The sequence below is a fragment of the Fundidesulfovibrio sp. genome (assembly GCF_058402725.1).
On the sequence record NZ_JBZVFJ010000048.1, the window covers coordinates 1 to 24,918 of the forward strand.

Genomic DNA, 24,918 nt, shown 5'->3' on the forward strand with positions numbered 1-24,918 from the left:
CGCGCGCCCGGCCCCGAGGCCCTGGAGCTGATCCGCGAACTGTCCTCCCGCACGGAGGGCTGACGGAGGGCGCAACCGTCGCGAGCCCGCCTGCCTGATACCGGCCGAGTCGGGCCGCCTCGAACGGACCCGACTCCGAACCGCCGTCCCCCATCAACCCAGCGCAAGCCCGGCCCAGGCAGGGCTTGCCTTTTTCCGTGGCGGCGTTAAGGTTCGAGGGAAACGGCGGAACCGCCGCGGAGGCAGACCATGGGCCTGGCGCAACGAGCAGGCAACCGGCACACCTACGGCGACTACCTGGCCTGGGACGACGACGAGCGCTGGGAGATCATCCACGGCGAGGCCTATGCCATGACGCCCGCGCCGTCGCGCACCCACCAGCAGGTGGTGGTGCGCCTCGCGAGCATTCTGGATGACCACCTTCAGGACAGGACTTGCGAGGTCTACGTGGCCCCCTTCGACGTGCGCCTGCCCGAGCCGGGCGAGACCGACGAGGCCACCAGCACCGTGGTGCAGCCGGACCTGGTGGTGGTCTGCGATCCCGCCAAGCTGGACGAACGCGGCTGCAAGGGCGCGCCGGACCTGGTGGTCGAGGTGCTCTCCCCGGCCACGGCGGCCCGTGATCATATCCAGAAGCTGGCCCTCTACGAGCGCCACGGCGTGCGCGAATACTGGCTGGCGCACCCCACGGACCACATCGTCACCGTGTACCTGCTCGACGCCTCCGGCCGCTACGGCAAGCCAGCGGTCCACGCGGCCCGGGATGAGGTGCAGGTGACGGCCGTGCCCGGTGTAGTCATCGACCTCGCGCGCGTCTTCCGGGAACCGGCCTAGCCGCCGACGCAAAAAACCCGGAGCGGTTTCCCGCCCCGGGCCTGGTCAATCCTCGAGCGTGCCTTGCGGCTGCAATCAGCCGGCGAAGACCTTCTCGAACTTGGGAACCACGTCCTTCTTGCGGCTCATCACGCCGGGCAGCCACACCGAGGCGCCGGCGGGCTTCACGCCGAAGGCCTTCTCGACAACGGCGGCGTCGTCGGTGACGATGAGCATCTCGGAGCCTTCCTTCATGATGTCGGTGAGCAGCAGGAACACCGAGTGCAGGCCCTTCTCGCTCTTCACCTTGGCGATGTCGGCCTGGAGGTCGGCCTTGTACTTGTCGAGGATGGAGAGGTCCACCACTTCGAGCTGGCCGATGCCCACGGCGGTGCCGGACATGTTGAAGTCCTTGTAGTCGCGGAAGACCAGATCGCGGATGGGGGTGCCGTCCACGGCGGACTTCACCTTGAACATCTCCATGCCCAGAGCCATCATGTCGGCCACGCCGGCGATCTTGGCCAGCTTTTCACAGGCGGCCTTGTCGGCGGGGGTGCAGGTGGGCGACTTGTACATCACGGTGTCGGAGAGGATGGCGCACAGCATGATGCCGGCCATGGCCTTGGGGATCTCGATGCCGTAGAAGTCGTACATGTTGGCGATCACGGTGCAGGTGCAGCCCACGGGCCAGACCCACATTTCCAGCGGGTTGGGGGTGGTCACGTCGCCCAGCTTGTGGTGGTCGACGACGCCCAGGATTTCGCCCTTGGCGAGGTTTTCCAGGCTCTGGGCCAGGTCGGAGTGGTCGACCAGGATGATCTGCTTGCCCGCGGCGTCGGTGACGATCTCGGGGGCCTTCACGCCGAACTTCGAAAGAACGAAATCGGTCTCGGGGTTGGTCTTGCCCTGGGCGGCGGCAACGGCTTCGATGCCGCGCTTGCTCATCAGGTCGGCCACGGCGATGGCCGAGGCGACGGAGTCGGTGTCCGGGTTTTTGTGTCCAACGACGTACGCTGCCATGATCGGATCCCTCCTGAGGTGATGTGCGAAGTTACTTTGGGGAAAATATCACAAAGGTCCGCCTTTGCCAAGACCTTCGTCCCGCGCCGTGCGATCCTTATGGAATGATCCGGATGAACACCGCGAGGAGCGCTCCGGCCAGCACCACCGCGAAGGCCGGACGGTGGCGCAACGAGAGCACCGCGCCGATGCTCCCCACGGCCCACAGGTGCGGCCACGTGAGCTTGAGCCCCGACAGCTCCGGGGCCAGATACGGCAGCCCCAGGTGCGCCAGGGCCAGAAGCCACGCCAGGGCCAGGGTGAAGGCCGCCATGTTGATGGGGAACATCACCAGAATGGAGCGCCTGGTCATGGCGGCGGGTCCGCCCGGGCGGCCCGGATTCTTCACCCAGAGCACGAAGCTGTTGAAGCCTTCGTTGCAGAAGACGCGGTGGTAGTTCTCAAGCCGCGAAAAGAGCCTTCCCAGCGGCAGGCAGGCCACGATGAGCACTGCGGCCACGGCCGGCGACGAGATGCCATACAGATGGAGCGCCGCCAGGCACGCCAGGGTGGGGGCCAGGGCGTTGGGGGGAATGATGGTCCCGGCGGGGATGACGTCCAGCCAGAGCAGCTCGAAGAACAGGCTTACGCCCAGGCAGGCGGCCCAGTCGCCCGTGAAAAGACCCCAGACGAAGCCCAGTGTGAGCGGCCTGTCCAGGAGCGGCAGATTGATCAGGAAGCGGAAGCTCGAAAAGAGGGCAAAAAAAAAGCGTTGGCCAGGATGAAGGTGATGGAGGATGCGGGCAGTTCCATGAGATGTCCGGGTCGTGCGCTTTCGCCAGCTATGCACCAATCTGCGGCAAAAGGAAAGCGCCGCGCGTCAGCCCGCCAGGTCCACGGGGTCGCTGGGGATGCAGCGGTAGTCCAGGTTCACGCCCTTGCCGCGCAGGAAGTCCAGACAGGTTTCGTCCTCTTTGCTCAGGGCGATGTGCTGGCAGACCTGGCGCTTGCCCGGGCCGTAGTGCAGGTTGCCCAGGTTGAGCCTTCTGAAGTCCAGCCCGGCCTCGAAGGCGCGCCGGGCGTCCGGGCAGGAGGCGAAGAGCACCAGCACGTCCTTGTCCATGAGCTTGCGGGAGTCCAGATACGCCTGGACCTCGGCCACCTTCACGAAGGAGAAGTCGATGCCCAGCGGGATGGCGATGGACATGATCTGCTGGCGCAGTTCGTCCTGGGCCAGTTCGTCGTTGGCCACCACCATGTAGCGGGCGTCGGTGAAGGGCAGCCAGGATTCGATCACCTGACCGTGCACCAGGCGGTTGTCGATGCGCACCCAGAACACGCCCTACTCCCCCGCCACCTTCTTGCGCAGGATCTCTCCCGCCACCACGATGCCCTGCACCCCGGCGGTCTTGGCGTCGGCGGCCAGCTGCGAGAGGGCTTTGGTGCGCGTGGAAAGGATCTTGATGAGCATGGGCAGATTCACCCCCGTGACCACCTCCACCAGACGCTGCCCCATGAGCGACAACGAAAGGTTGGTGGGCGTGCCCCCGAACATGTCCGTGACGATGATCACGCCGCCGCCAGAATCCAGGGCGCGGATGTCTGCGTCGAGCTGCTTCACGGTCTCGGCCGTGTCCACGCCCACGTTCACGCTGACGCAGCGCACGTCCTTCTGGGGTCCAAGGATCATTTCCGCGGCTTTGAGGAGCTTGTCGCCGTAGTCGGTGTGGGTGACGATGATCACGCCCACGGTCTTGCGCGTTTCGGTCTGGTCGTTCATCTTGGTCGAATCAGCCCTTTTCGATGTGTCGATGTTCAAGGGTCATTGTGTAGCCCGCCTCGCGCAGGCTGTCAAAAACCGCTTCGGCCACGGCCACGGAGCGGTGACGGCCGCCGGTGCAGCCCACGGCCACGGTGAGCCGGTAGCGGCCCTCCTGGGCGTAGAGCGGCAGCATCTGCCGCAGGAAATCCACCAGCCTGGGCAGGAAGGCCTTGCCCTGGGCGGATTCCAGCACGTAGTCCACGATGGCCTTGTCCTGCCCGGAAAGGGGCTTGAGCCCGGCCTCGAAATAGGGGTTCGGCAGGAAGCGCAGGTCGAACACCAGGTCGGATTCGGCCGGGATGCCGTACTTGAAGCCGAAGCTCATCACGTGCACCTTCATGGCCGTGCCCTGGCCCTCCAGGAACATCCATTTATCCTGGAGCTGGCGGCGCAGGTCGTGCACGGAGAAACCGGTGGTGTCCATGACCAGGTCGGCGGCGTCGTGCAGGGGGGCCATGCGCCGGCGCTCCTCGTCCACGGCCTCGCCCAGGCCGTAGCCCTCGGCCTCGTAGGGGTGGGGCCTGCGCGTGGTGGCGTATCGGCGCATGATCTCCTGGGTGGAGGCCTCCACGAACACGATCTGGATGTGGCTGCCCGAGGCGCGTATCTCGCCCAGGGCTGTTTCCCAGCTGTCGTCCAGGTCCGTGGCGCCCAGGCCCAGGGCCAGACCCCGGTGGCGCACTGCCGCCTGCCCCTGGAAGAGGCTGGCCAGCTTGGGCATGAGCACGGGCGGCAGGCCGTCCACGCAGAAATAGCCCATGTCCTCGAAGACGTTGAGGGCCGTGGACTTCCCGGACCCCGACAGGCCCGTGATCACCACCACGGGCAGATGGGCGCTCGCTCCCGGCATGGCATCGCTCCTTGTGAAAAGTCCCCGCCGCGCGGTGGCGCGGCGGGGACCGGCCTATCACACATCGCGTCCGTTTGCGTGACGAAGCCGCCGCCCCTCGCGGGGCCACGGCAGGTTCACGCGTGGCTGGAAAGCACCTTCCAGAGGGCCTCGTGATCGGCGGCGTCCAGGAAGGAACGCCGGAAGCCCTCGTCTGAGAGAAGCCGCGAGATCTGCGCGAGGATGCGCAGGTGCATGCCCGCCACGTGTTCGGGCGCGAGCACCAGGAAGAAGATGCGGCAGGGCTTGTGGTCCAGGGATTCGAAATCGATCCCCGCGCGGCTGCGTCCGGCCACGATGACGATTTCCTTGAGCGAATCCATCTTGCCGTGGGGGATGGCAACGCCGTCGCCGATGCCCGTGGTGCCGAGATTCTCCCGGTCCATGAGCACGCGCGACGCCTTGGCCGGGTCCACGTCCGGGAAGGCGGCGGCCACGGGGGCCACCAGCTCCGCGAGAACGTCGGGCTTGCCCCCGGCCGCCAGGTCCTCCAGGACGAAGTCCTTGCGCAGGTATTCCCCCAGGCGCATCAGAGGGAAACTCCAGGATCGATCAGGCCGTAATCGCCGTTCTTGCGCTTGTAGAGCACGTTGACGCGCTCGGTCTCGGCGTCGAGGAACACCAGGAACTCGTAGTGCATGGCGTCGAGCTGCTCGGCTGCCTCTTCCACGCTCATGGGCTTGGGGCTGTACTTGTCGGATTCCTCGATGGCGTGGACCTTGCCCTCGGTGGTGAAGCTCACCACGCCCATGGTCACGTCGCCCTGGGCGGCCTTGCGGCGGTCCTTCATCTTCTCGCGCAGCTTGCGCAGCTGGGCGTCGAGCTTGTCCGTGATCATGTCGATGGTGGAGTACATGTCGTCGGAGCGCTCGTGGGCCGAGATGTGCATGGCGTCGGCGTCGATGACCACGTCGGCGATCTGGCGGGTCTTTTCAACGGAAAGAGTGACCACCACTTCGGCGTTGTCGGAATTGCTCATGTACTTGGAGAGCTTGTCGAAACGCTTGGCGGCATATTCCTGCAGGCCGGGAGACGGCTCGAAGTTCTTGAAATTGAAGGCGATAATCATGGTAACCTCCGGGGGATGACGCCGCGTGGCGGCGGATTTGGCTACAATACGTCCTTGCGCTTCGAGGAGGATTCGATGCCCATGGCCATGCGGTACTTGGCCACCGTGCGCCGCGCGATGTTCACCTGCAGGCGCCGCTTGAGAATCTCCGCGATCTGTTCGTCGCTGGTTGGTTTCTTGGGGTCCTCGGCCGAGATGAGCTGCTTGATCACCGCCTTCACCGACTCCGAGCCCACGGACGACCCGTCGTCGAGTTCCAGCGCGGAGTTGAAGAAGAACTTGAGTTCGTAGATGCCGTGGGGCGTGGCCACGTACTTGCTCGTGGTGATGCGGCTCACGGTGGATTCGTGCATGCCGATGTCGTCGGCCACGTCCTTGAGGATCAGCGGGCGCAGCTTCGTCACGCCGTCCTCGAAGAATTCCCTCTGAAATTTCACGATGGATTCCAACACCTTGAACAACGTTCGCTGGCGCTGATAGAGGCTTTTCATCAGCCACTGGGCGCTGCGCATCTTGTCCTGGAGGTACTCCTTCTCCTTGTTGGCGCTGGAACGGCCCATGTCCTCCATATAATAAGGCGAAAGCTGGAGCTTGGGCAGGCCGTCCTCGTTGAGCACGATCACGAAGTCGTCTCCGAACTTGTACACGAACGCGTCCGGGCTGACGTACACCGGGTCCGGCGAGCTGAAATGCGAGCCGGGCATGGGATCGAGCGTCTGGATGATCTCCAGATACTCCTTGATCTCCTCCATGCTCAAGCGGAACTTTTTCGCCAGGGGCTTGTAGCGCTTCTTCTCCAGGTCTTCCAGGTGGTCGCGCACGATCTCCAGGAGCACGGGGTCCGTGTAACCGTACACCTCCAGCTGCACCAGCAGGCACTCCTGGGGCGAGCGCGCGGCCACGCCCACAGGATCGAGCCGCTGCAGCGCCTGGACGACAACTTCCACCTCTTCGGGAGTCACCGAAAGCACCTGGGCGAGCTCCTCCGTGCTGGAGCGCAGGTAGCCCCCGGAGTCGAGATTGCCCACGATCTCGTCCGCGATGGCCTGCTGCCGGGCATCCAGGGGCGAGAGGCTGATCTGCCACGCCAGGTGCCCCTCCAGCGAGGGCTTGGCCGTGAGCCTGGCCTCGAAGGACATGCCCTCCTCGGGCGTCTCATGCTCGCGCACCGTGGCCTGGCGCGACGTGGAGGCGAAATCGCCCAGGTAGTCGTCCCACTCGGCCGTCTTCATCAGCTCGCGCTGCATGGCCCCCTCCTCCTGGGTGGAGTCGGGGGCGTGCGAATCCTCGGCAATGGTGGGCTCGGGCCGCTCGTCGTCGAACTGGGTCTCCTCGAGCAGCGGATTCTCCAGGAGCTCCTGCTGCACCGTTTCCACCAGTTCCAGACGGGAAAGCTGCAACAGCTTGATGGCCTGCTGCAACTGGGGCGTCATCACCAGCTGCTGCGAAAGCTTGAGTTGCTGCCTGAGCTCAAGTGCCATCGTGCTATCGTCTCCTTGTGAACTGGCCCGGGCGACTAGCAAGAAGAATGCCGGATGCCCGCCTAGCCCGGTGGTTATGCACCAAAACCGAACCGGAAGCAAGACTTGACGGCTTTTTCCGTGAAGCGCCAAGGACGGCGGGGGCCACGACAGGGGCGGCCGGGGAATAAGCCCGACGTATCGGCTACAGGGCGATGTCGCGCCAGAGGGCGTCGCGCTTGCCCTGGGCGGTGAGCAGCAGGCGCACGGCGTCGCGCACGGCGCCGTGTCCGCCGGGCAGCCGCGAGACCCAGGCGGCGAGGCGCAGGATTTCGGGCTGGGCGTCGGCGGGAGCCATGGGCAGTCCGGCTTGGCGCATGGGCGCGGCGTCGAGCCAGTCGTCGCCCATGTAGGCCAGGTGCGGGAAGTCGAGGCCGCGCTCGGAGAGGATGCGCTCCAGGACGGGGAGCTTGCGCAGGTGTCCGCCGTGGAAGGCGGTGACGCCCAATTGCCGGAGCCGCTCCTCGGCCTGTGGGTTGGGCAGCCCGCTCAGGGCGGCCACCTCGACGCCCGCGCGTTCCAGGAGCTTCAGGCCCATGCCGTCGGGAATGGAGAAGCATTTGAGGGACTGCCCCTGGTTGTCCAGCCAGAGGCGGTTGTCGGTGAGCACGCCGTCCACGTCGAGCACGAGCAGGCGCACGTCGCGGGCCAGGGCCAGGGCGCGGCGGCTGAGGCCGGGGCGCGCGGGGCGTTTGGTGGGTCGCATGAAGGGATGGCCCCGTCGGCCGGAGAGGTCCGGCCGACGGGGAGCAGGGATTGTTACGCTTCCCGCTGGGTCTTGGCGGCCCGGATGAATTCCCGGAAGAGCGGGTGGGGCTTCATGGGGCTGGACTTGAATTCCGGGTGGAACTGGCAGCCCAGGAACCAGGGATGCCCGGGCAGCTCCACGATTTCCACGAGGGATTCGTCGGGAGAGAGCCCGGAGAAGACCATGCCCTTCTCGGCCATGCGGGCGTGGTAGGCCTTGTTGAACTCGTAGCGGTGGCGGTGGCGCTCGTCGATCTGGGCCTTGCCGTAGGCCTCCATGGCCCTGGTGTCGGGCTGGACCACGCAGGGGTAGGCCCCCAGGCGCATGGTGCCGCCCATTTCGGAGTCCATGTCGCGCTTTTCGATCTTCTTGGTGCGGAAGTCGTACCACTCGCGCATGAGGTAGATCACGGGATCGGGGCTCAGGCGGTTGAATTCCTCGGAGTTGGCCTCGGTGAGCCCCAGGACGTTGCGGGCGAACTCGATGCAGGCCAGCTGCATGCCCAGGCAGATGCCGAAGAAGGGGATCTTGTTTTCGCGGGCGTGCCGGATGGCGGCGATCTTGCCTTCCACGCCGCGCGAGCCGAAGCCGCCGGGGACGAGGATGCCGTCGAGGCCGGCCAGGCGCTGGGCCACGTTGGCCGAGGTGACATCCTCGGAGTTCACGTAGAGCAGGTTCACGTGCACGCCGTTGGCCACGCCGCCGTGGATGAGGGCCTCGTGGAGGCTCTTGTAGGCTTCCTTGAGGTCCACGTATTTGCCCACGATGCCGATGGAGACCTCGCCCTGGGGGTTGGCCAGCTTGTGGGTGAGGTCCTTCCAGGCCGCGAGCTCGGCGTTCTTGGCGGGCAGGCGCAGGAGGATGGCGATCTTCTGGTCCACGCCCTCGGCGTAGAGCTTGAGGGGCAGCTGGTAGATGTTGTTCACGTCCACGGCGGTGAACACCGCGTCGGGGTCCACGTTGCAGAACTGGGCGATCTTGTGCTTGAGCGACTGGTCGAGGTCGATCTCGGAGCGGCAGATGATGATGTCGGGCTGGATGCCGATGGAGCGCAGCTCCTTGACGCTGTGCTGGGTGGGCTTGGTCTTCAACTCGCCCGCCACGCGGATGTAGGGGATGAGCGTCAGGTGGATGTAGAGGACGTTGTCCTTGCCCAGGTCGGAGCGCAGCTGGCGGATGGCCTCCAGGAAGGGCTGGCCTTCGATGTCGCCCACGGTGCCGCCGATCTCGATGAGGGCCACGTCCTCGTCCTTGGCCACGCCGAGGATGGAGCGCTTGATCTCGTCGGTGATGTGGGGGATCACCTGGACTGTGCCGCCCAGGTAGTCTCCGCGGCGCTCCTTCTGGATGACGGTGTTGTAGATGCGCCCGGAGGTGAAGTTGTTGTTCTGGGACATGGGGAGGCTCAGGTAGCGCTCGTAGTGTCCCAGGTCGAGATCGGTTTCGGCGCCGTCGTCGGTGACGTAGACCTCTCCGTGCTGGAAGGGGTTCATGGTCCCGGGATCGACGTTGATGTAGGGATCGAGCTTCTGGATGGTCACCCTCAGGCCCCTGGCCTGAAGGAGCGCGCCTATGGAGGCGGCGGCCAGCCCCTTGCCCAGGGAGGACAACACGCCCCCCGTGACGAACAGAAATTTAGTCTTCATGCGGCCCTGCCTCCTTGGAACCGGCAAAAGTGGTAAACCCCGGCCCAGTTGACGCATGGGGCGGGGGCAAGTATCTTCCTCGGGACACGTCTAAGCGACCGGTCCGATTTTTTCAAGAAACCCCTTGGAGCTCCCAGCATGGCCCTCGTGAAAACCCTGGTGGTCACCGGCTTCGGCACCAACTGCGAGTCGGAGTCCGCGCATGCCGCGCGGTTGGCCGGTTCCGACCAGACCGACATCGTCTATTTTTCCGACATCACCGCCGGCAGGGTGGACCTGCCCGGCTACAACTTTCTCCTGTTCCCCGGCGGATTTTTGGACGGAGACGACCTGGGCGCGGGCCAGGCCGGGGCCATCCGCTGGAAATTCGCCGCAACCAGGGACGGCACGCCGCTGTTGGACCTGCTGCGCTCCTTCCTGGAGCGGGGCGGGCTGGTGCTGGGCATCTGCAACGGCTTCCAGCTCCTGGTGAAGTTGGGGCTTTTGCCCGCGCTGGACAACAACTATTTCGAGCGCCAGGTGACGCTCTCCAACAACGACTCGGGGCGCTTCGAGGACCGCTGGGTCAAGGTGCGCGTGAACAGGGCCAGCCCCTGCGTGTTCACCAAGGACATCGAGCACCTGGACCTGCCCGTGCGCCACGGCGAGGGCATGATCATCCCCCAGGACAACGCCACGCTCTCGCGCATCGTCACGGAAAACCTCATCGCCCTGCAATACGCCGACCCGGCCTCGGGCCTGCCGACCATGGAATACCCCTACAACCCCAACGGATCGCCCATGGCCATCGCCGGGCTCACGGACCCCTCCGGGCGCATCCTGGGGCTCATGCCGCACCCCGAGGCCTTCAACGACCCCACCAACCATCCGGGCTGGACCCGGGGCGAGCGCCCCAGGCTGGGCATCGCGCTCCTGGAGAACGCCGTGCGCCACCTGAAGGGAAGCGCGTAGACCATCGAACGAGGGCCGCCGCCGTCGATCCGAGGGGGCCGCGCGCCTGCCCCCGCGCGACGACGGGGCGGACGCCCGGGGCGCAGCCGCTCCCATGAAGCCGACAACGCCCCCCTCCGCCCTCCTCTCCCAGCCGCCTCCGGGCTGGAAATCCTGGCGTCTGGTGATGACCCGGGCGCTCAGGCAGGCCTGGCGGGCGGGCCGCAGGGGCGAGGCCCCGGTGGGCGCGGTGGTGCTCGAGGCCGCCACGGGGCGCATCCTGGCCGAAGCCTGCAACGGCCCCATCGAGGCCAACGACCCCACGGCCCACGCGGAAATCCTGGCCCTGCGCGAGGCGGGCCGGACACTGGGCAACTACCGCCTGAACGGGGCCATCCTGGCCGTGACGCTGGAACCCTGCCTGATGTGCGTGGGGGCCATGGTGCACGCGCGCATCGGGGGACTGGTCTACGGCGCGGCGGACCCCAAGGCGGGCGCGGTGACCTCCGCCCTGAAGGGCGTGGAGCTGCCCTTCCTGAACCATCGCTTCCCGGTGCTGGGCGGCGTGCTGGCCGGAGAGTGCGGGGCCACGCTCAGCCGCTTCTTCGCTGCCAGGCGCAAGGAGCGCGGCTGACAAGGGCCTCGCCCCGGGCGGACCGCTAGGCTGCCGCTACGGCCGCTTTCGGCAGTGCGGCCCCGCGCGCCTCGCGGACCGGCGCAGTGCCCGGCCCCTTCACCGCCTCCTGCAAAGCCCGATTTCCGGGCAAGGGATCCCAAAGGGCCGCCCCACGGGACGGCCCTTTGAACCATTCGGATTATCTGCCTTTTCTTTCCTGCGAATTGCCGTAAAGGCCTCCGGCCAGCGCGCCCAGCGCGCCGCCCACGGCCGCGCCCACGCCCACATAGCCTCCCGAAATGGCCGCAATGCCCGCGCCCGCGCCCGCGCCGAGGGCCGCTCCGCTCAGGGTTCCCTGCTGCGTTTTGGTCATGTTGGTGCACGCCCCGGAGAACAGGAGCGTCATCACGAGGACGCCCGATGCGATGGTTCTGGTCATGGCGTTCCTCCTACTGCTTCGCTGGTTTCGGGAAGGCCACCTCGTACCAGAGAACCTCCACCACGGGTTTGGCCTTCATGTCCGGTTTCTTGGCGAACACGTCGTCGAGGGCTGCGACGACCTCCTTGAGCTTGAAGCGCGAGAGGCTCTGCACCCAGGCGGGCACCAGGGTGCGCTGGTCCGGGGGCGGGTTCTCGCCCTGCACTTCCTTTTCCAGTTCGATCATGGTGGTCAGTCCCGCGATGAAGGCCAGGCGCTCCTCGGGGGTGGCCTTCACCCAGTGTTCGCCCGTGATCACGGGAAACTGGTGCGCCTGGGCGCGGGCCTGCGTCGCAGCGGCCAGCGCCAGGGCCAGAAACAAAGCCGTCAATCCCGTGCGTCCCAATGCCACGGTACACCTCCTGCTTACTGGTTGAGCGTCGATTGCGTCAAAAGCGTCACGTTGGACTTCGTGAAAAAGCCGTCGAAGCCGTCGTAGCGGTGAATATACTCGTTCACCAGGAGCGTGTTGCGGCTCATCCTGGTGAAGATCTGCTTGAGCCCTTCCTCCCGCGAGCCCACCAGCTCGGAGAGGAATCCCACGCCCTGGGCCTGGAGGGCCTCCACCACATCCTCGATGTCCTGCGTGTCGAAGGCCATGTGGTGGCTGCGCGGGCCGTAGTTGTGGATGAAAAGCTCCGTGGGGCCGGAGGCTTCCGGCGTGGTGAAGGGCGCGATGCCGGAGGTGAACACCTGGGCGTACTCTCCCGGGGCCAGCCGCGCCACGTTGGTGATGGAGTTGAGGAACTCCACGTAGACCGCGAAGGCGAAGTCGTAGCTGGTGAGGCCCATGAACTCCAGGATGGCGGCGTCGCGCTCCTCGGCGCGCACGCGTGTGGCCACGTGATCGAGCCTGCCGATGCGCGCCAGGTGGGACGCCTGGGATTTGGCCAGCGCAAGGTCCAGGGGCCGCGCGTCGGACGGGGCATAGCTCCGGGAAGCGTCCCGACGCTCCAGGAGGCCCACGGAGTTGCCCGTGAAGGGCGAGGGCGCGGTCTGGGCAAAGCGCCGTCCGGCGTTCCCGAAGGGATCTTCCGCCAGAAAGGCCGTGCCTCGGTTCTGCTGGATCGCCACGTAGCGTTCCACGTCCTCGCAGCGAAAGATGAAGGTTTCCAGGCGCGTATCGGGTGATTCGGCGGTTTTCGCGCCCCGATTGGCCTCGCGGAAAGGGTTTCCCGCGCCCGTGCGCGTGCGCACCACCAGATCGGCGGAGCCCTCGAGCGAGAGCACGGCGAAGTCGCCCTCCCGCGTGGTGAAGGCCTCCGACAGCGCGTGGCCGGTGGTTTCAAGCAGCTCCCGCACGGCGTCGCGGAAACGCTCCGGCCCGGTGGCGATCACCACGGCCTCCAGGCCTGCCGTCAAGCCGAGTAGTCCGGCCTTCTCGCGGTCCGCGCGGACCTGTTCCACGGCCGCCAGGAGCGCTGCGTCGTTCTGATCGGGGAGAGCGGTCATCGATTCCTCCATCACAAGGCTTGCGACGGATTGTAACCGATCGCGGCGGCTTGTCCAGAGCCCGCGCGCGAAGACCCGCCCCCGTTGAACGCCGGGGGCCGTAACGCTCCCGCAATGTGACGGCGGCGAGCATTCAACGCAGGACAAGCGCCATGGGACCGGACCGTTCCGCAACGGGATTCCTTTCGGCGCTTGCCGACCGGACCTTTTGTCCTCGGGGCGACGTTTGCGCCCAGCGCGCGGAACGCGAGAGCCGAACAATTCGATGGAATTCAAGCAATGCCTAGAAATCCACCAATGACTCCTGGATAAAGAATCATCGCCCAACCACTCACGCCCGTTCTTTCCCCTTGTAAACGGAACGCATTGATTGTAGGAACCAGACGTATTTCAAAGTGAGGATGTTGCCGTGATTCCATCAGCATTGCATCATGCGCCGCGCACACCTCTCCCCCAAGCGGAACGGGTTACCCCGAAGGCAGCTGTTCAGGCCTTCAGGGTCGTGCTGTCCGTGCTCTTCGCCCTGTTGGTCTCGGGCTGCGCGGGCGAGAGCGTCTCCGTCTACGTCACTCCGGGCGCCAACCTGCGCACCAAACGCACGGTGGCCATCATGCCCCTTGCCAACCTGACCACGCACCCCAGTGCCGGGCAGATCATCGGAGATCTGCTCTACACCGAACTGCGCACGGTGCAGTCGTTCCGCCTTCTGGAAAACACGGAAGTGTGGAACCGCATGGCCGGCAAGGACCAGGACATCGAGGACGCCGCGCTCACCCAGCGCGCGCGCCAGCTGGGACAGGACCTCCTCGTGGACGCCGTGCTTTTCGGCGCAGTCACGGAGTACCGCTACAAGCGCGGCCTCGACGAGGAGCCCGCCGTGGGCATCACCCTGCGCCTGATGGACGTCGCCTCGGGCCAGGTGCTCTGGGTGGCGACCGTCTCGCGAGTGGGCGGCTGCGACCTCTTCTGCAAAGACTCCCTGAGCCGTTCGGCCCAGACCATCTGCCGCCAGATGGCCGCGGACATCGAGACGGCCATCCGCAAGGAGCCGGCGGCCGCGCCGCAGGCAAAGGAAACCGCCGCGCCCAGGCCGCAACCTTCGGGTTCCACCCCCATCAACGGCGGACCCGGCGCGAGCGTCGCCGGGAAGCCCATCGCCAACTGACGCCCGCGCCATGCCCGCCCGCGTTCTGACGCTCCTCGCCCTTCTGCTGGCGCTCGTCGCCGTCGGACAGGCGCACGCCGCCGAGCCCCTTACCCCGCCCGTGCGCTCCTGGGCCTGCTACTACGGCGCGAAGCCCGTGGCCGCGCTGACGCGCTTCGACCTGCTGGCCCTGGAAAGCTCCAACCTGCCCGCGCCCGCCAAGCGCAAGGGCCGCCCCCTGAGCCTGGGCTACGCCAGCCTGGGCGAGGTGGACATGGACGGCCGCTTCTGGGGCGACGTGCAGGACAAGCCCTTCGTGCTGGGCAAGAACAACTCCTGGAACTCCCGCTTCGTGGACATCCGCGACCCCGCCTGGCGCGCCTTCGTGCTGGAGCGCATCCTCCCCCCCATCCTGGAGCGCGGCTACGACGGCTTCTTCCTGGACACCCTGGACTCCAGCATCCACCTGGAACAGACCGACCCCGAACGCCACGCGGGCATGATCGACGCGGCCGTGGAATTCGTGCGCGAAATCCGCCGCAGGCACCCGGGCGTGCTCCTGTGCGTCAACCGCGCCGCGCCCATCCTGGAGCGCCTCGCCCCGGAGATCGACTTCGCCCTGCTGGAGTGCCTCTTTTCCGACTTCGATTTCGAGACCAGGAAATACCGAGCCACCAGCGCCTCCGACCGCGAACAGCTCCTGGGGGCGGCCCGGGCCGCCAAGCGGATCAACCAGCGCCTGACGCTCCTGAGCCTCGACTACGCCGACCCCAAGGACGCCAAGCGCATCGACGAAGCCATCGCCCACGCGAGAAAAAACGGACTGGTGCCGTATGTCGCCACGGTCGCCCTGGACAAAGTCTCCACGCGCACGCTGCGCCGCTAGCCTGGCCGCCGTCCTGGCGGTTCTGGTCTGGCTCGCACCCGGCGCGGCGCGGCAAGCCTCCGCCGCGCAGGAGGAGGGCTGGTCGCGCCCGGTGGACCGCAAGGCGCTCATCCTCTACAACAGCGCCACGGGCCAATCCATCGTGAACACGGTGGCCTTCCACGGTTTCCAGACCGTGCTCAACTACTTCGGCCTCGTGGCCCAGGCCGCCGACGTGGCCGCGCGCCCCCTGCCCGACGACGCGGCAATGGAAGGCGTGCGCGCCATCATCGTCTCGCTCAACTCCTCGGAGGTGTTCGAGTCCCACGTTTACCACGAATGGCTCCACCATCAGATGGACCTGGGCCGCAAGCTCATCGTGCTGGGGCCGCTGGGCTCGGGCGAATCCTCCGAGGACCCCGAACGAAACGCCCGCTACATGGCACTTTTCGAGCGTCTGGGCGTCTCCCACCAGGCAGGCCGCCTGCGCGACGCCAGCCGCCTGCGCTTCGACCACCTCGATCCCGAAATGACCGGCTACGAGCGCCGCTACCCCCCCAATCCCCCGCATTACGAGCGCCTCGTGCCGCTGCGGCCCGACGTGAAGGTCCACGTGTCCGTCAAGGTGAACGGCCCCGAGCCGAACCCCAGTCCCGTGGTGTTCACTTCCGCCGCCGGCGGCCTCATTCTGGGCGACGACTTCGCCTACTGGATCGACCCCCTTTCCTACCAGCAGAAGTGGCACATCAACCCTTTCCTCTTCCTATCCAAGGCCCTGGACCTTCCGCTTCTCCCCGCGCCGGACCCCACCACCCTCAACGGCAGGCGCGTGGCCTTCTCCCACGTGGACGCCGACGGCTTCTCGGGCACAAACCAGTTGGACCGCACAAAAACCTGCGCGGACATCCTCTACGAGCACGTGCTCTCCAAGGTGGATTTCCCAGTCTCCTATTCCGTCATCGAGGCAGAGATCTCCCCCGACTACTTCGGCAACGAAAAGCTCATGGACACGGCCCGCGACATCATGGCCCTGCCCAACGTGGAGCCCGCCTCCCACACCTTCTCCCATCCCTTCTTCTGGAATTCCGCCAGCAAGGACAAGAGCCGCTACGACGACCGCTTCGCCTTCGACATCTCCGGCTACACCTTCGACGCCGAGCGCGAAATCCTGGGTTCCGTCGACTTCATCAACGACAACCTCGTGCCCGAGGGCAAACGCTGCCGCCTCCTCTTCTGGAGCGGCGCATGCGACCCGCTCCCGGAGCACCAGGCCCTCGTCCAGGAGAACGGCCTGCTGGCCATCAACGGCGGCGACACCCTCTGGGATGCGGCCCACGACTCGCTCTTCGGCGTAAGCCCCCTGCACCGCCCCATGGGAGGCAACCTCCACCAGATCCACATCGGGCAGGCCAACGACAACATCCTCACCAACCTCTGGCGCGGCCCCTACAACGGCTACCGCAACATCATCGAGACCTTCAGGCGCACCGGCTCGCCCCGTCGGCTCAAGCCCATCGACATCTACTACCACACCTTCTCGGCCGAGAAGCTGGCGGGCCTGAACGCCCTCAAGGACGTCTACGCCTGGGTCGCCGCGCAACCGGTAGCCCCCGTGTTCACCAGTGCTTATATTCAGTCCATGCACGATTGGATCGCCACCCGCATGACGCAACTCGGGCCCGACGCATTCGCCGTGGAAAACTACGGCAAGAGCCTCACCCTGCGCCTTCCCCAGGACGGCCCCCTGCCGCTCCTCGCCCGCTGCGAGAACGTCCTGGGCTTCGACAGGCAGCCCGAGGGGCTCTACGTTCACCTCGCCCCCGGAAAAACGCGCGCCGTGCTGGCCCTGGCCCCCCGGGGCGAGAAGCCCGCCCAGCCCCCGCACCTGCGCGTCGCCTCGGGCTACGTGCGCGATTTCGTCGTCTCCGAGCGCCTGCTCTCCTGCACCACCGAATTCTTCACCCGCAACGGCAAGCTCTCCCTGGCCGGGCTCAAGCCCGGAGCCATGCACTGGGCCTCCGGCGCGGCCCTGAACGGGCGCACCGTGGGCCGCGTGGCCGACGACGAGGGCGTGATCTCCTTTGAAGGCCTCGCCTCCGGCTCCCTGGAGGTGCGCCTGCAATGATCCTCAGCCCCTGGAAGCGTCTGCTCTACCTCGCGGGCCTCGTGGGAGTGCTCTATTTCCTGTTCCCGACCAACACGGAAATGGTGCTGCTCAACCTCGAAAGCGACGACCCCATCAAGGGCAAGCGCTACCTGGAGGCCACCCTGGAGCAGAACCCGGGGGACTTCGACCTGCTGGTCCTCTCTGCCGAACTCCACTGGGCGCACGACCAGGTGGAACCCGCCCTGGAGGACCTGCGCCGCGCCCTTGGCATCAAGCCGCGCAACCTCCGCGCGCTCCTGCTCTACGCAACCTATGTGGAGTGGGCGCAGCACATGGACAAGGCCTTCGACGCCTGGGAACGCGTGGTGGAACGCGAACCGAAGCGCGAGGACGTGCTCCTCAAGCTGGCAGGCCTGGCCGCCATCATGGACCGGACCGAACAGGCCGGACACTACGCAGCCAAATGGCTCAAATCGCAAAAAAAACTACCCAGGGAACTGGAAGCGAACCCCTTCTTCGCCGCCGTCCAGCCCCAGCTCGCCAAGCTGGCGGACTCCATGCTGGAGGGCGAACCCACCGACCTCGACAACGCCGTGACGTACGAGCTGGCCTCCGGCTTCGCCCAGGCGCGCGCCGCACTGGCCGACGACGTGCAGGACCTCTCGCCTTTCGCAACCAGGATGCTGGGTTCCCTGCTCCGCGCGGGCAGGATCACCCAGGCCGTGGACCTCGCCGTGGCGCTGGACGCCAAGGGCGAGGGCATCGGCTACCGCAAGGACATCTTCGACATGCTCGCCCTGGCAGGCATGTCCGACCACGCGGACGAGGCCATGGTGCGCATGATCCAGACCGCTCCCGGACAGGAGCAGAGCCTGGTGGCCCTCCTGAACATGGGCGCGGAGCAGGGCCTGAGCCTGGCCAAGACCGCCGCGCTCGAGCGCCTCACCGCCATCAACCCCCGCGAGGAACGCTACCGGGCCATGCTCATCGCCCAGTATGTGGACTCGGGCAACTACGACCGCATCGCCGAACTCATGGACCGGCTGGCCTGGTTCACGGGCGAAGGCCTGCGCTACGTCAAGCAGGTGGTTTCCGCAGCCTTCGTCAGCGGCGACGAGCCCTTCATGGCCCGCGTGGCCAGCGAGTCCGACAAGGTGAACATCCGCGACGCCGAACTGCTCACCGCCAAGACGCGCCTCTCCCTGGCCCTCAAGGATTTCCGCAAGGCCGCCGAACTGACGCAGATCCTCAAGGACATGCCCCCGGCCGAATCCACCGCCGCCCTCAAGGCCATCCTGGAAAGCGACAAGGACTACGACCCCGAAGCCATGGGACAGGCCCTGGCCATGGCCCTGGACATCTCCCCCAAGGACGTGGAGCTGTTGCGCGCCTCCGTGACCAACGACGCAGCCCGCGGCCGCACCGACACCGCCTACTCCATGGCCAGGCGCTGCCTGCTGCTCACACAGGAGCGCCAGGACTTCGAACGCCTGGCCGCCATCGCCCGCGAAACGGAAAAACCCTTCGAATCCATGGAAGAGGTCGCCCGCCTCGGTCAGACCCTCCTGGGCGCGGACCCCAAGACCCAGCGCCTCGTGGCCGACGTCTATCTGGAGATGGACAAGCCCGTGGAGGCCTATACCGTCCTGCGCGACCTCGCCCTGGCCAGCGCCGAGGCCGCCGACGTGGCCCGCATGCTGGAACTGGCCCAATACACCGGCCGCACCCAGGACCAGCGAGAAGCCCTGGGGCTGGCCAAGTCCCTCCGGCCGGACGACCCGGGCATCGTGCGCCAACTGGCCGCACTGGCCATGCTCGACTCCGACCTCGCCATGGCCGAGGTCGCCTACCAGGAACTCCTGCGCCACGACCCGGCAGACCAGGACGCCCTCAAACACCTGGTGGACATCTACTCCTGGAGCAACAGGCCGGCTCAGGCCGAGGCATCCCTCAAGCAGCTCATCCGCCTGGACCCGCGCAACCCCCAACTCCAGCGCCAGCTGGCCGACATCTACTCCTGGACCAACAAGCCCAATCAGGCCGTGGAGGTGCTCGAAGCGCTCCGGGCCAAGGGCATGGCCTCCCGGCAGGAACTCCTGCGCCTGGCCGAGGCCAAGGAGTGGGCCGGACAGGGGCTCGCCGCGCTGGAGATCGTCCAGGAACTCCTGGCCAAAAGCCCCTCCGACCCCGAACTGTTGCGCCTGGGCGTGCAGTACGCCCTCTGGCACGGAAAGCCCCGCCTGGCCGCCGAACTCTCCCAACGGCAGGCAGCCCTGCCGGGCGGCGAGAAATTCCTCGCCCAGACGGGCAATTGCTGGCTGGGAGCCGGAGAGCCCGCCAAGGCCCTGCCCTGGATCCTCAAGGCCCGCGACCGCAACCCGGCCGATCCGGCCGTGAAGCGCCTCCTGCTCCAGGCATACCTCGGCCTGGGCAAGCACAAGGAGGTGCTCGCCCTGGCGCGGGACCTGGAAGCGCAAGGCGCCCTGAGCCCCGAGGAGGTCCTCTCCGTGGCCACGGCCTACGCCGGGCTCGGACAGTGGCGCATGGTCCTTGAAAAGCTCGACCCCCTGGTGAAGGCCCGCACCCTGGACGAGGAGGGCGAACTGATCCTGGCCCAGGCCCTGGACAAGACCGGGGCGAAACAGGAGGCCGGAAAGCTCATCGACCACCTTGCGCGCAAGCACGCGGGCAACGCCCCCATGCTCGTGCGCGTGGGCGAGATCGCCCTTGCGGGGGCGCGTCTGGAGACCGCGGAGGCCATCTACCAGCAGGCCCTGGCCGCCCAGCCCCAGAATCCCGTGGCCATGCGCGGCATGGCCACGGTGCTCTCCGAGTTGGGACGCCGGCAGAAGGCTCTCCAGATGCTCACGGCCCACAACACCATCAACCCCAACGATTCGGACTCCCGCATGCAGGCGGGGGAACTCCAGGCCTCGCTCGGCAACGAAGCAAAGGCCCGCAAGGAATACAAGAAGGCTCTGCGGCTTTTGAACCAGCCAACAGGGAAGCTCAACTGACATGAACACACGCACCGCGACCCACGGCGTCAAGGCCCTTGCCGCGTGCTTAGTAGCCGCCTGCCTCTCGCTCGGCACGGCGCTCCCCGTCCGGGCTCAGGTGGGCGCGGGCATCAAGGACCCGGGGGATCGCGTCCCCTCGGCCTTCGTGCCCACGCTGCCCCAGTACGCCAAGCCCAAACCCCAGGAAGGCCCCCTCGACGTCCCGCCGGACGCCCCCGAGAGACAGCACGTGCTCACCAAGGCGCGCATCCTGAGCCGCCTGGGACGAAACGGCGAGGCCCAGAAGCTCTACATGGACCTGGCCAGGCAGTTCCCCGGCGACAGGGAAATCATCGCAGACTTCGCCGAACTGCTCCTGGACAACAACGATCCCTCCACGGCCATGTGCTGGCTGGAACGCGCCAAATCGCCGGACCTGCGCATCCAGCGCCTCCAGGCCAGGGCCTATTCCCAGGGCGGCCAGCCCGCAAAGGCCGTGTTCCTGCTCAACAAACTGGCCCAGGAAAACCCCAAGGACGCCTCCATCCAGGTCGACCTGGCCAGCGCACACGCCGACATGGGCGACCCCGTCATGGCCGCCTCGGCGGCGGGCGTGGCCGTGAGCATCGACCCCAACAACGACAGCTACCGCCGCTTCGCCGACGAACTGCGCGGCCGCGTGGCGCCGCGCGCAGAAGCCTTCTACCAGTATTACAACCAGGCCGGACAGACCACCATCAACAGCGCAGGGCTCACCGGCAGGACGCCCCTTTTCGGCAGGCTCAACCTGGGCGTGCGCGCCGAGCACATTTACGTCTCCAAGCTCGGCCAGGGCAGCGCCATCCAGCCCATCTTCGGCGCCCAGACCAACAGCCAGGACATCACCACCACCACGGTGGACCCGGATACCGGCGAAAGCGTCACCACCACCGAAACCATCACCACCCAGAGCGACGTCCTGACGGGGGTGACGGTGCAAGGCGGCCGCCAGGCCATCAACCAGGGCATCGACGCGGTGCGCACCTCGCTCATCTGGCTGGGGCCCTACGAGATGGAGATCGAGGCCGGCGTCAGCGCATTCCAGGGCGCGTCCGGCATGGTGGGCCAATTCGGGGCCTTCCGGATCAATCCCTTCCGGGGCGCGCGCCTGGCCTTCGAGATCGCCCACAACAACCCCTGGTACGACCCCGCCGAGGCCGCCGCCCGCTCCGGCGCGTACGACCTGGCGCGCTTCACCTTCAACTACATCCACAAGGAAAAGACCGGCGTCACCCTGGACGCCCAGGCCAACCACTACACCATCGACAACGGCACGCCCTACGCCAGGCGTTTCGGCTTCACGGCGGCGCTCTCGCGCAAGCTCGTCAACGTGCCGGAGCTCTGGATCTCCTACTCGTTCTCCCCGGCCGTGCTCCAGTACCTCCAGCCCGCCGTGCGCACCTACTCCACCACGGATTTCACCACCGTCACCTCCGGGCGGCCCATCTCCCTGGCCACCAACGAGGCCATCCACCAGCTGGCCCTCAACGCCTCCTGGCAGGCCTCCCGCTGGCTGCAACTGGGCTTCTACGGCGGCGGCGGCGTCGATCTCTACCGCACCTATCCGTTCGTGTTCGCCTCGCCCTCCATCCTGGTGAAACCCTGGGACTTCCTGGAGTGGGAATCGCGCGCCGAATACCGCAACGAAACGCGCTTCGTCCACGACGGCGGCGAGAGCCTGCTCATCTATTCCGCGCTGCGGGCGAGGCTCTGAGACCATCCATGAGAGCCAGCATCGCGCCCACGCGGGCCTTCGAATCCGCCTTCAAGCAGTCCTTCGTCCTGGAGACCTTCCTGGGCCTGGGCCTGCTGGCCGCCGTCAACGTCTTCTGGTTCCGGGAAGCGCCCGCCTTCAGCACCTTCTCGCCGCACCCCTATTTCATCGTGGTGCTGCCCATCGCAGCCCGCTACGGCTTCCGGGCGGGGGTGTTCGCGGCCATGCTGGCCACGGCCTTCTACCTGGTCTTTCTGCTGCCCACCCGGCCGGACATCTCCCCCATCGACCTGCGCTCCTGGGAGTACTGGGGCCCTCCCCTGCTCTTCATGGCGGCGGGCGTGGTCCTGGGCGAAATCCGCGAGAGCGCCAACCGCGAGACCAACCTCCTGCGCCTGGAACGCGACGACCTGAGCCGCGAACTCACACACCTCACCAAGCAGTACCAGGCCCTGAGCATGGCCAAGGAAGCCATGGACCTCTCCGTGATCACCCAGGAGCAGACCCTCTCGCTGCTCTACGAATCCTCCCAGGGGCTGCGCACCCTTGCCGAAGGGGAGGTCTACCCCGCCGTGCTCGAACTGCTGGCGCGCTACGCCGGGGCCGACGCGGGGGCCATCTATCTCCTGGACGGCGGCGAGCTCCGCCTCAAATCGGCCCTGGGCGAGGTGGAAAACCGCCCCGAAACGCTCCCGCCGGACAAGGGGCTGGCCGAAATGGTCCTGGACCGCAAACGCGCCGTCACCCTCAACGCCTGCACCGCGCCCGAGCAGGCCTGCGGCCACCTGCTGGCCGCCGCGCCGCTGCTTACCGGGTCCAACCAGGCCATGGGCATCCTGGCCATCGAAAGCATCCCCTTCCACAAGCTCACGCCCCAGGCCATCCGCGTGCTTTCGCTCCTGGCCGACTGGTGCTCCTCCAGCGTGCTCAACGCCAGAACCTACCTGGACACCAAGAACCAGCTCATCGCAGACGACGTGACCAAGGCCTACACCTTCCAGTTCTTCCTGGAACGCGTGGAGGAGGAATACTCCCGCGCACGGCGCTACAAACTGCCGCTTTCCATGCTGCTCCTGCGCATCGAGGGATGGGAACACATCCCCGACTCGCGCCGCCTGGAAGGGCTTGCCCTTGTCTGCCAGGTGGTGCGCGGCATCATCCGCAAGATCGACCTGCTCTTCCGCCACGAGCGCCCGGACCAGCTCATCCTGCTGCTCCCCTGCACGCCCGGGGAAGGGGCCACCGTGGTGGCCCGCAAGTTCTCGGAGCAGCTTTCGGCCTTCCACTACGAGACCGTGCCCGGCTCCCCCGAAACCCTGCGCGTGACCATCGCCATGACCCAGGCCGGCGACGCCCACGACTCCGGCATCTCCATGCTGCGCCAGACCCAGAGTGAACTCGATGGACGCGGTTGATTCCCGCCATATCAAGCGCGGCAGCATCGCCGCCCTGCGCATCCTCCTGCCCGCGCTCCCCTTCGAACTGGCCACGGCCGTGATGGGGACATTCTGGCTCACCGGGAGTTCGGAGCTCATGGCCGTCGGGGCGCTCATCTCCCACCTGTTCGCCCCGGCCGCCGTCTGGTCCTTCACGCCCACACGCCGCGAGGACGCAGACCCGCACCAGAAGGCCCGCATCGAAGCCGACCGGCACATCCACGCCCTCACGGCGGTGGTGGTGCTCTTCTTCCCGGTGCTTGGGCTCGCTGGCATGGGCTACGCGCTGGCAGCCCAGCAGGCCTCCCACCGCCAGGGGCTGGTGGAAGTGCTCGGCTCCGAGATGAAGCGGGCCGCCAAGGTCCTCGGCGTGGAGCGCGTGGAGGACGTGGACTCCTTTCTTCTGGAAGAGTCCAGCGTGGAGCCCATCCTGGAGATCCTCAAGGGCGGCGACGTGGGCCTCAAGCGCGGCGCGGTAAGCCTGTTGGGCAAGATCGGCGGCCGCGAGGCCGTGGCGCTGCTCAAGGAGTCGCTCTCGGACCCAAGCCCCGAGGTGCGCTTCTACGCCCACGCCACCCTGGCCAAGCTCGACGACTCCTACACCCAGGCCATCAAGGCGGACGAACGCGAAGCCGCCTCGGGCGACGCCAAGGCCCTGGCCGCCCTGGGCGACGCCTTCGTGCGCTACGCCGAGTCCGGCCTCGTGGAGGACGTGGTGCGACGCCAGCTCCTGGAGCGCGCCACCGACGCCTACGAGAAGGCCCTCGCCTCCGACCCGGGCGAAGGCAAGCTCCACGTGACCCTGGGCTACCTTCTGCTCTCCCGGGGACTTGCGGCCAAGGCCCGCGCCGTGTTCCTGGCGACCCCCGAAGGCCCTTCGCACGTTGAGGCCCTGCTGGGCCTGTGCGAAATCGCCTTCGAAACACGCGACTACAAGGCCCTCCACAATTTGCGCCTTGACCTGGCCGCCGTGGACTTCCAGAGCGCCGACCCCCGCAAGCTGGTCATGTTCCAGTTCTGGACCCAGACCGGAGACATGGCATGAGCGTCCCCCCGGCGGATGTGTGCCTCCTGCTGGAGGGCACCTACCCCTATGTGGCAGGAGGCGTCTCCGGCTGGGTGCACAACCTCATCAAAGCCCTGCCGGACTTCACCTTCTCGGCCGTGTGCATCCTCCCCGACTCCAGCAAGGAATGGCCGCTCAAGTACGATCCGCCCGAGAACTTCATCGGCCACGACGTGATCTATCTGCACGACCGCACGCCCATCAAACGCTCCTACCTGATGCCGCGCATCCGCGGCGAGATGGACGCCCGCCTGCGCGCGTTCCATCAGAGCGTCCACGAAAGGCATCCCGAGCTGGTGCGCGAACTCTTCCTGCGGCTCATGCGCTCCACCGCCCAGGGCACGAACCCCAGCGTGCACGAATACATCCACGGCAAGGCCGCCTGGAAGCTCGTGGTGGAGCGTTACCAGGAGTACGCCCCCGAGGCCTCCTTCCTGGACTATTTCTGGACCTACCGCTTCACCCACCTGCCTCTGTTCAAACTCCTGGAATACCGGCTGCCCGAGGCCAAGGCCTACCACACCGTCTGCACCGGCTATGCGGGGTTCCTGGGCATGATGGCCAGG

Annotated in this window: 24 protein-coding genes; 11 read left to right on the forward strand and 13 right to left on the reverse strand. The window is 66.8% G+C overall.

All coding sequences use genetic code 11. The features are described 5' to 3' along the window. Positions 1 to 249 precede the first annotated feature (249 nt). A complete protein-coding gene (locus ACV4UX_RS08195; protein ID WP_491592821.1) occupies positions 250 to 834 on the forward strand; it encodes a Uma2 family endonuclease in 585 nt (194 codons plus the stop codon). A 75-nt stretch (positions 835 to 909) separates the two neighbouring features. Here the strand turns inward: ACV4UX_RS08195 and ACV4UX_RS08200 are convergent, their stop codons facing one another. The 10 genes from ACV4UX_RS08200 to pyrG all read right to left on the reverse strand — a co-directional run bounded on the left by ACV4UX_RS08200 (position 910) and on the right by pyrG (position 9,506). Continuing rightward, positions 910 to 1,833, reverse strand: a complete 924-nt coding sequence (locus ACV4UX_RS08200) for a manganese-dependent inorganic pyrophosphatase (protein ID WP_491592822.1) — start codon at positions 1,831 to 1,833, stop codon at positions 910 to 912. Between the two features lie 97 nt (positions 1,834 to 1,930). Continuing rightward, positions 1,931 to 2,662, reverse strand: a complete 732-nt coding sequence (locus ACV4UX_RS08205; protein ID WP_491592823.1) for a PTS sugar transporter subunit IIC — start codon at positions 2,660 to 2,662, stop codon at positions 1,931 to 1,933. Between the two features lie 30 nt (positions 2,663 to 2,692). Beyond that, positions 2,693 to 3,151, reverse strand: coding sequence for a PTS sugar transporter subunit IIB (locus tag ACV4UX_RS08210; RefSeq protein WP_491592824.1), 459 nt, complete (start codon positions 3,149 to 3,151; stop codon positions 2,693 to 2,695). A gap of 3 nt (positions 3,152 to 3,154) precedes the next feature. Beyond that, positions 3,155 to 3,592, reverse strand: a complete 438-nt coding sequence (locus tag ACV4UX_RS08215; RefSeq protein WP_491592844.1) for a PTS sugar transporter subunit IIA — start codon at positions 3,590 to 3,592, stop codon at positions 3,155 to 3,157. A 10-nt stretch (positions 3,593 to 3,602) separates the two neighbouring features. After that, entirely contained in the window at positions 3,603 to 4,484 is an 882-nt protein-coding gene (gene rapZ / locus ACV4UX_RS08220) for an RNase adapter RapZ (RefSeq protein ID WP_491592825.1), read from the reverse strand. Between the two features lie 116 nt (positions 4,485 to 4,600). Beyond that, positions 4,601 to 5,053, reverse strand: a complete 453-nt coding sequence (locus ACV4UX_RS08225; protein ID WP_491592826.1) for a PTS sugar transporter subunit IIA — start codon at positions 5,051 to 5,053, stop codon at positions 4,601 to 4,603. After that, complete coding sequence (hpf, locus tag ACV4UX_RS08230; protein WP_491592827.1) at positions 5,053 to 5,592, reverse strand: ribosome hibernation-promoting factor, HPF/YfiA family; 540 nt, start codon at positions 5,590 to 5,592, stop codon at positions 5,053 to 5,055. The genes ACV4UX_RS08225 and hpf overlap by 1 nt, the downstream gene beginning before the upstream one ends. Before the next feature lie 41 nt (positions 5,593 to 5,633). Continuing rightward, positions 5,634 to 7,073 (reverse strand): RNA polymerase factor sigma-54, encoded by a 1,440-nt coding sequence (gene rpoN, locus ACV4UX_RS08235; protein ID WP_491592828.1) that lies wholly within the window; start codon positions 7,071 to 7,073, stop codon positions 5,634 to 5,636. 184 nt (positions 7,074 to 7,257) lie between these two features. After that, positions 7,258 to 7,818, reverse strand: coding sequence for a KdsC family phosphatase (locus ACV4UX_RS08240; protein WP_491592829.1), 561 nt, complete (start codon positions 7,816 to 7,818; stop codon positions 7,258 to 7,260). A gap of 53 nt (positions 7,819 to 7,871) precedes the next feature. Then, positions 7,872 to 9,506: a CTP synthase gene (gene pyrG, locus ACV4UX_RS08245; RefSeq protein ID WP_491592830.1), complete on the reverse strand. Its 1,635-nt coding sequence runs from the start codon at positions 9,504 to 9,506 to the stop codon at positions 7,872 to 7,874. Positions 9,507 to 9,644: 138 nt separating this feature from the next. Here pyrG and ACV4UX_RS08250 point away from each other — a divergent pair, with 138 nt between their 5' ends. Both ACV4UX_RS08250 and tadA read left to right on the forward strand, forming a co-directional pair. After that, the gene (locus tag ACV4UX_RS08250) at positions 9,645 to 10,457 is read left to right on the forward strand and encodes a phosphoribosylformylglycinamidine synthase subunit PurQ (RefSeq protein WP_491592831.1); all 813 of its coding nucleotides are present in this window, start codon (positions 9,645 to 9,647) and stop codon (positions 10,455 to 10,457) included. A 94-nt stretch (positions 10,458 to 10,551) separates the two neighbouring features. Beyond that, complete coding sequence (gene tadA, locus ACV4UX_RS08255) at positions 10,552 to 11,070, forward strand: tRNA adenosine(34) deaminase TadA (RefSeq protein ID WP_491592832.1); 519 nt, start codon at positions 10,552 to 10,554, stop codon at positions 11,068 to 11,070. A gap of 181 nt (positions 11,071 to 11,251) precedes the next feature. Here the strand turns inward: tadA and ACV4UX_RS08260 are convergent, their stop codons facing one another. Genes ACV4UX_RS08260 through ACV4UX_RS08270 form a run of 3 tightly spaced genes read right to left on the reverse strand, consistent with a single transcriptional unit; the run spans position 11,252 to position 12,982 of the window. Beyond that, the gene (locus ACV4UX_RS08260) at positions 11,252 to 11,491 is read right to left on the reverse strand and encodes a YMGG-like glycine zipper-containing protein (RefSeq protein ID WP_491592833.1); all 240 of its coding nucleotides are present in this window, start codon (positions 11,489 to 11,491) and stop codon (positions 11,252 to 11,254) included. Between the two features lie 10 nt (positions 11,492 to 11,501). Continuing rightward, positions 11,502 to 11,882 carry a hypothetical protein gene (locus tag ACV4UX_RS08265; protein WP_491592834.1) on the reverse strand — a complete coding sequence of 127 codons (381 nt, stop codon included), beginning with the start codon at positions 11,880 to 11,882 and terminating at the stop codon, positions 11,502 to 11,504. A 14-nt stretch (positions 11,883 to 11,896) separates the two neighbouring features. Further along, positions 11,897 to 12,982 carry a hypothetical protein gene (locus ACV4UX_RS08270; protein ID WP_491592835.1) on the reverse strand — a complete coding sequence of 362 codons (1,086 nt, stop codon included), beginning with the start codon at positions 12,980 to 12,982 and terminating at the stop codon, positions 11,897 to 11,899. A 502-nt stretch (positions 12,983 to 13,484) separates the two neighbouring features. Here ACV4UX_RS08270 and ACV4UX_RS08275 point away from each other — a divergent pair. From ACV4UX_RS08275 to pelF, 8 genes are all read left to right on the forward strand, one after another. Beyond that, a complete protein-coding gene (locus tag ACV4UX_RS08275; RefSeq protein ID WP_491592836.1) occupies positions 13,485 to 14,147 on the forward strand; it encodes an LpoB-related protein in 663 nt (220 codons plus the stop codon). A gap of 10 nt (positions 14,148 to 14,157) precedes the next feature. Continuing rightward, a complete protein-coding gene (locus ACV4UX_RS08280) occupies positions 14,158 to 15,012 on the forward strand; it encodes a glycoside hydrolase family 191 protein (RefSeq protein WP_491592837.1) in 855 nt (284 codons plus the stop codon). Between the two features lie 91 nt (positions 15,013 to 15,103). Then, positions 15,104 to 17,116, forward strand: a complete 2,013-nt coding sequence (locus ACV4UX_RS08285) for a polysaccharide deacetylase family protein (protein ID WP_491592838.1) — start codon at positions 15,104 to 15,106, stop codon at positions 17,114 to 17,116. Next, positions 17,113 to 20,115, forward strand: coding sequence for a tetratricopeptide repeat protein (locus ACV4UX_RS08290; RefSeq protein ID WP_491592839.1), 3,003 nt, complete (start codon positions 17,113 to 17,115; stop codon positions 20,113 to 20,115). The genes ACV4UX_RS08285 and ACV4UX_RS08290 overlap by 4 nt, the downstream gene beginning before the upstream one ends. A 1-nt stretch (position 20,116) precedes the next feature. Next, complete coding sequence (locus ACV4UX_RS08295; protein WP_491592840.1) at positions 20,117 to 21,850, forward strand: tetratricopeptide repeat protein; 1,734 nt, start codon at positions 20,117 to 20,119, stop codon at positions 21,848 to 21,850. Positions 21,851 to 21,858: 8 nt separating this feature from the next. Further along, positions 21,859 to 23,265 (forward strand): sensor domain-containing diguanylate cyclase, encoded by a 1,407-nt coding sequence (locus ACV4UX_RS08300; RefSeq protein ID WP_491592841.1) that lies wholly within the window; start codon positions 21,859 to 21,861, stop codon positions 23,263 to 23,265. After that, the gene (locus ACV4UX_RS08305; protein WP_491592842.1) at positions 23,252 to 24,331 is read left to right on the forward strand and encodes a HEAT repeat domain-containing protein; all 1,080 of its coding nucleotides are present in this window, start codon (positions 23,252 to 23,254) and stop codon (positions 24,329 to 24,331) included. The genes ACV4UX_RS08300 and ACV4UX_RS08305 overlap by 14 nt, the downstream gene beginning before the upstream one ends. Next, positions 24,328 to 24,918: GT4 family glycosyltransferase PelF (gene pelF, locus ACV4UX_RS08310; RefSeq protein WP_491592843.1), on the forward strand; the 591-nt coding region annotated here is incomplete at its 3' end. The genes ACV4UX_RS08305 and pelF, both read left to right, overlap by 4 nt.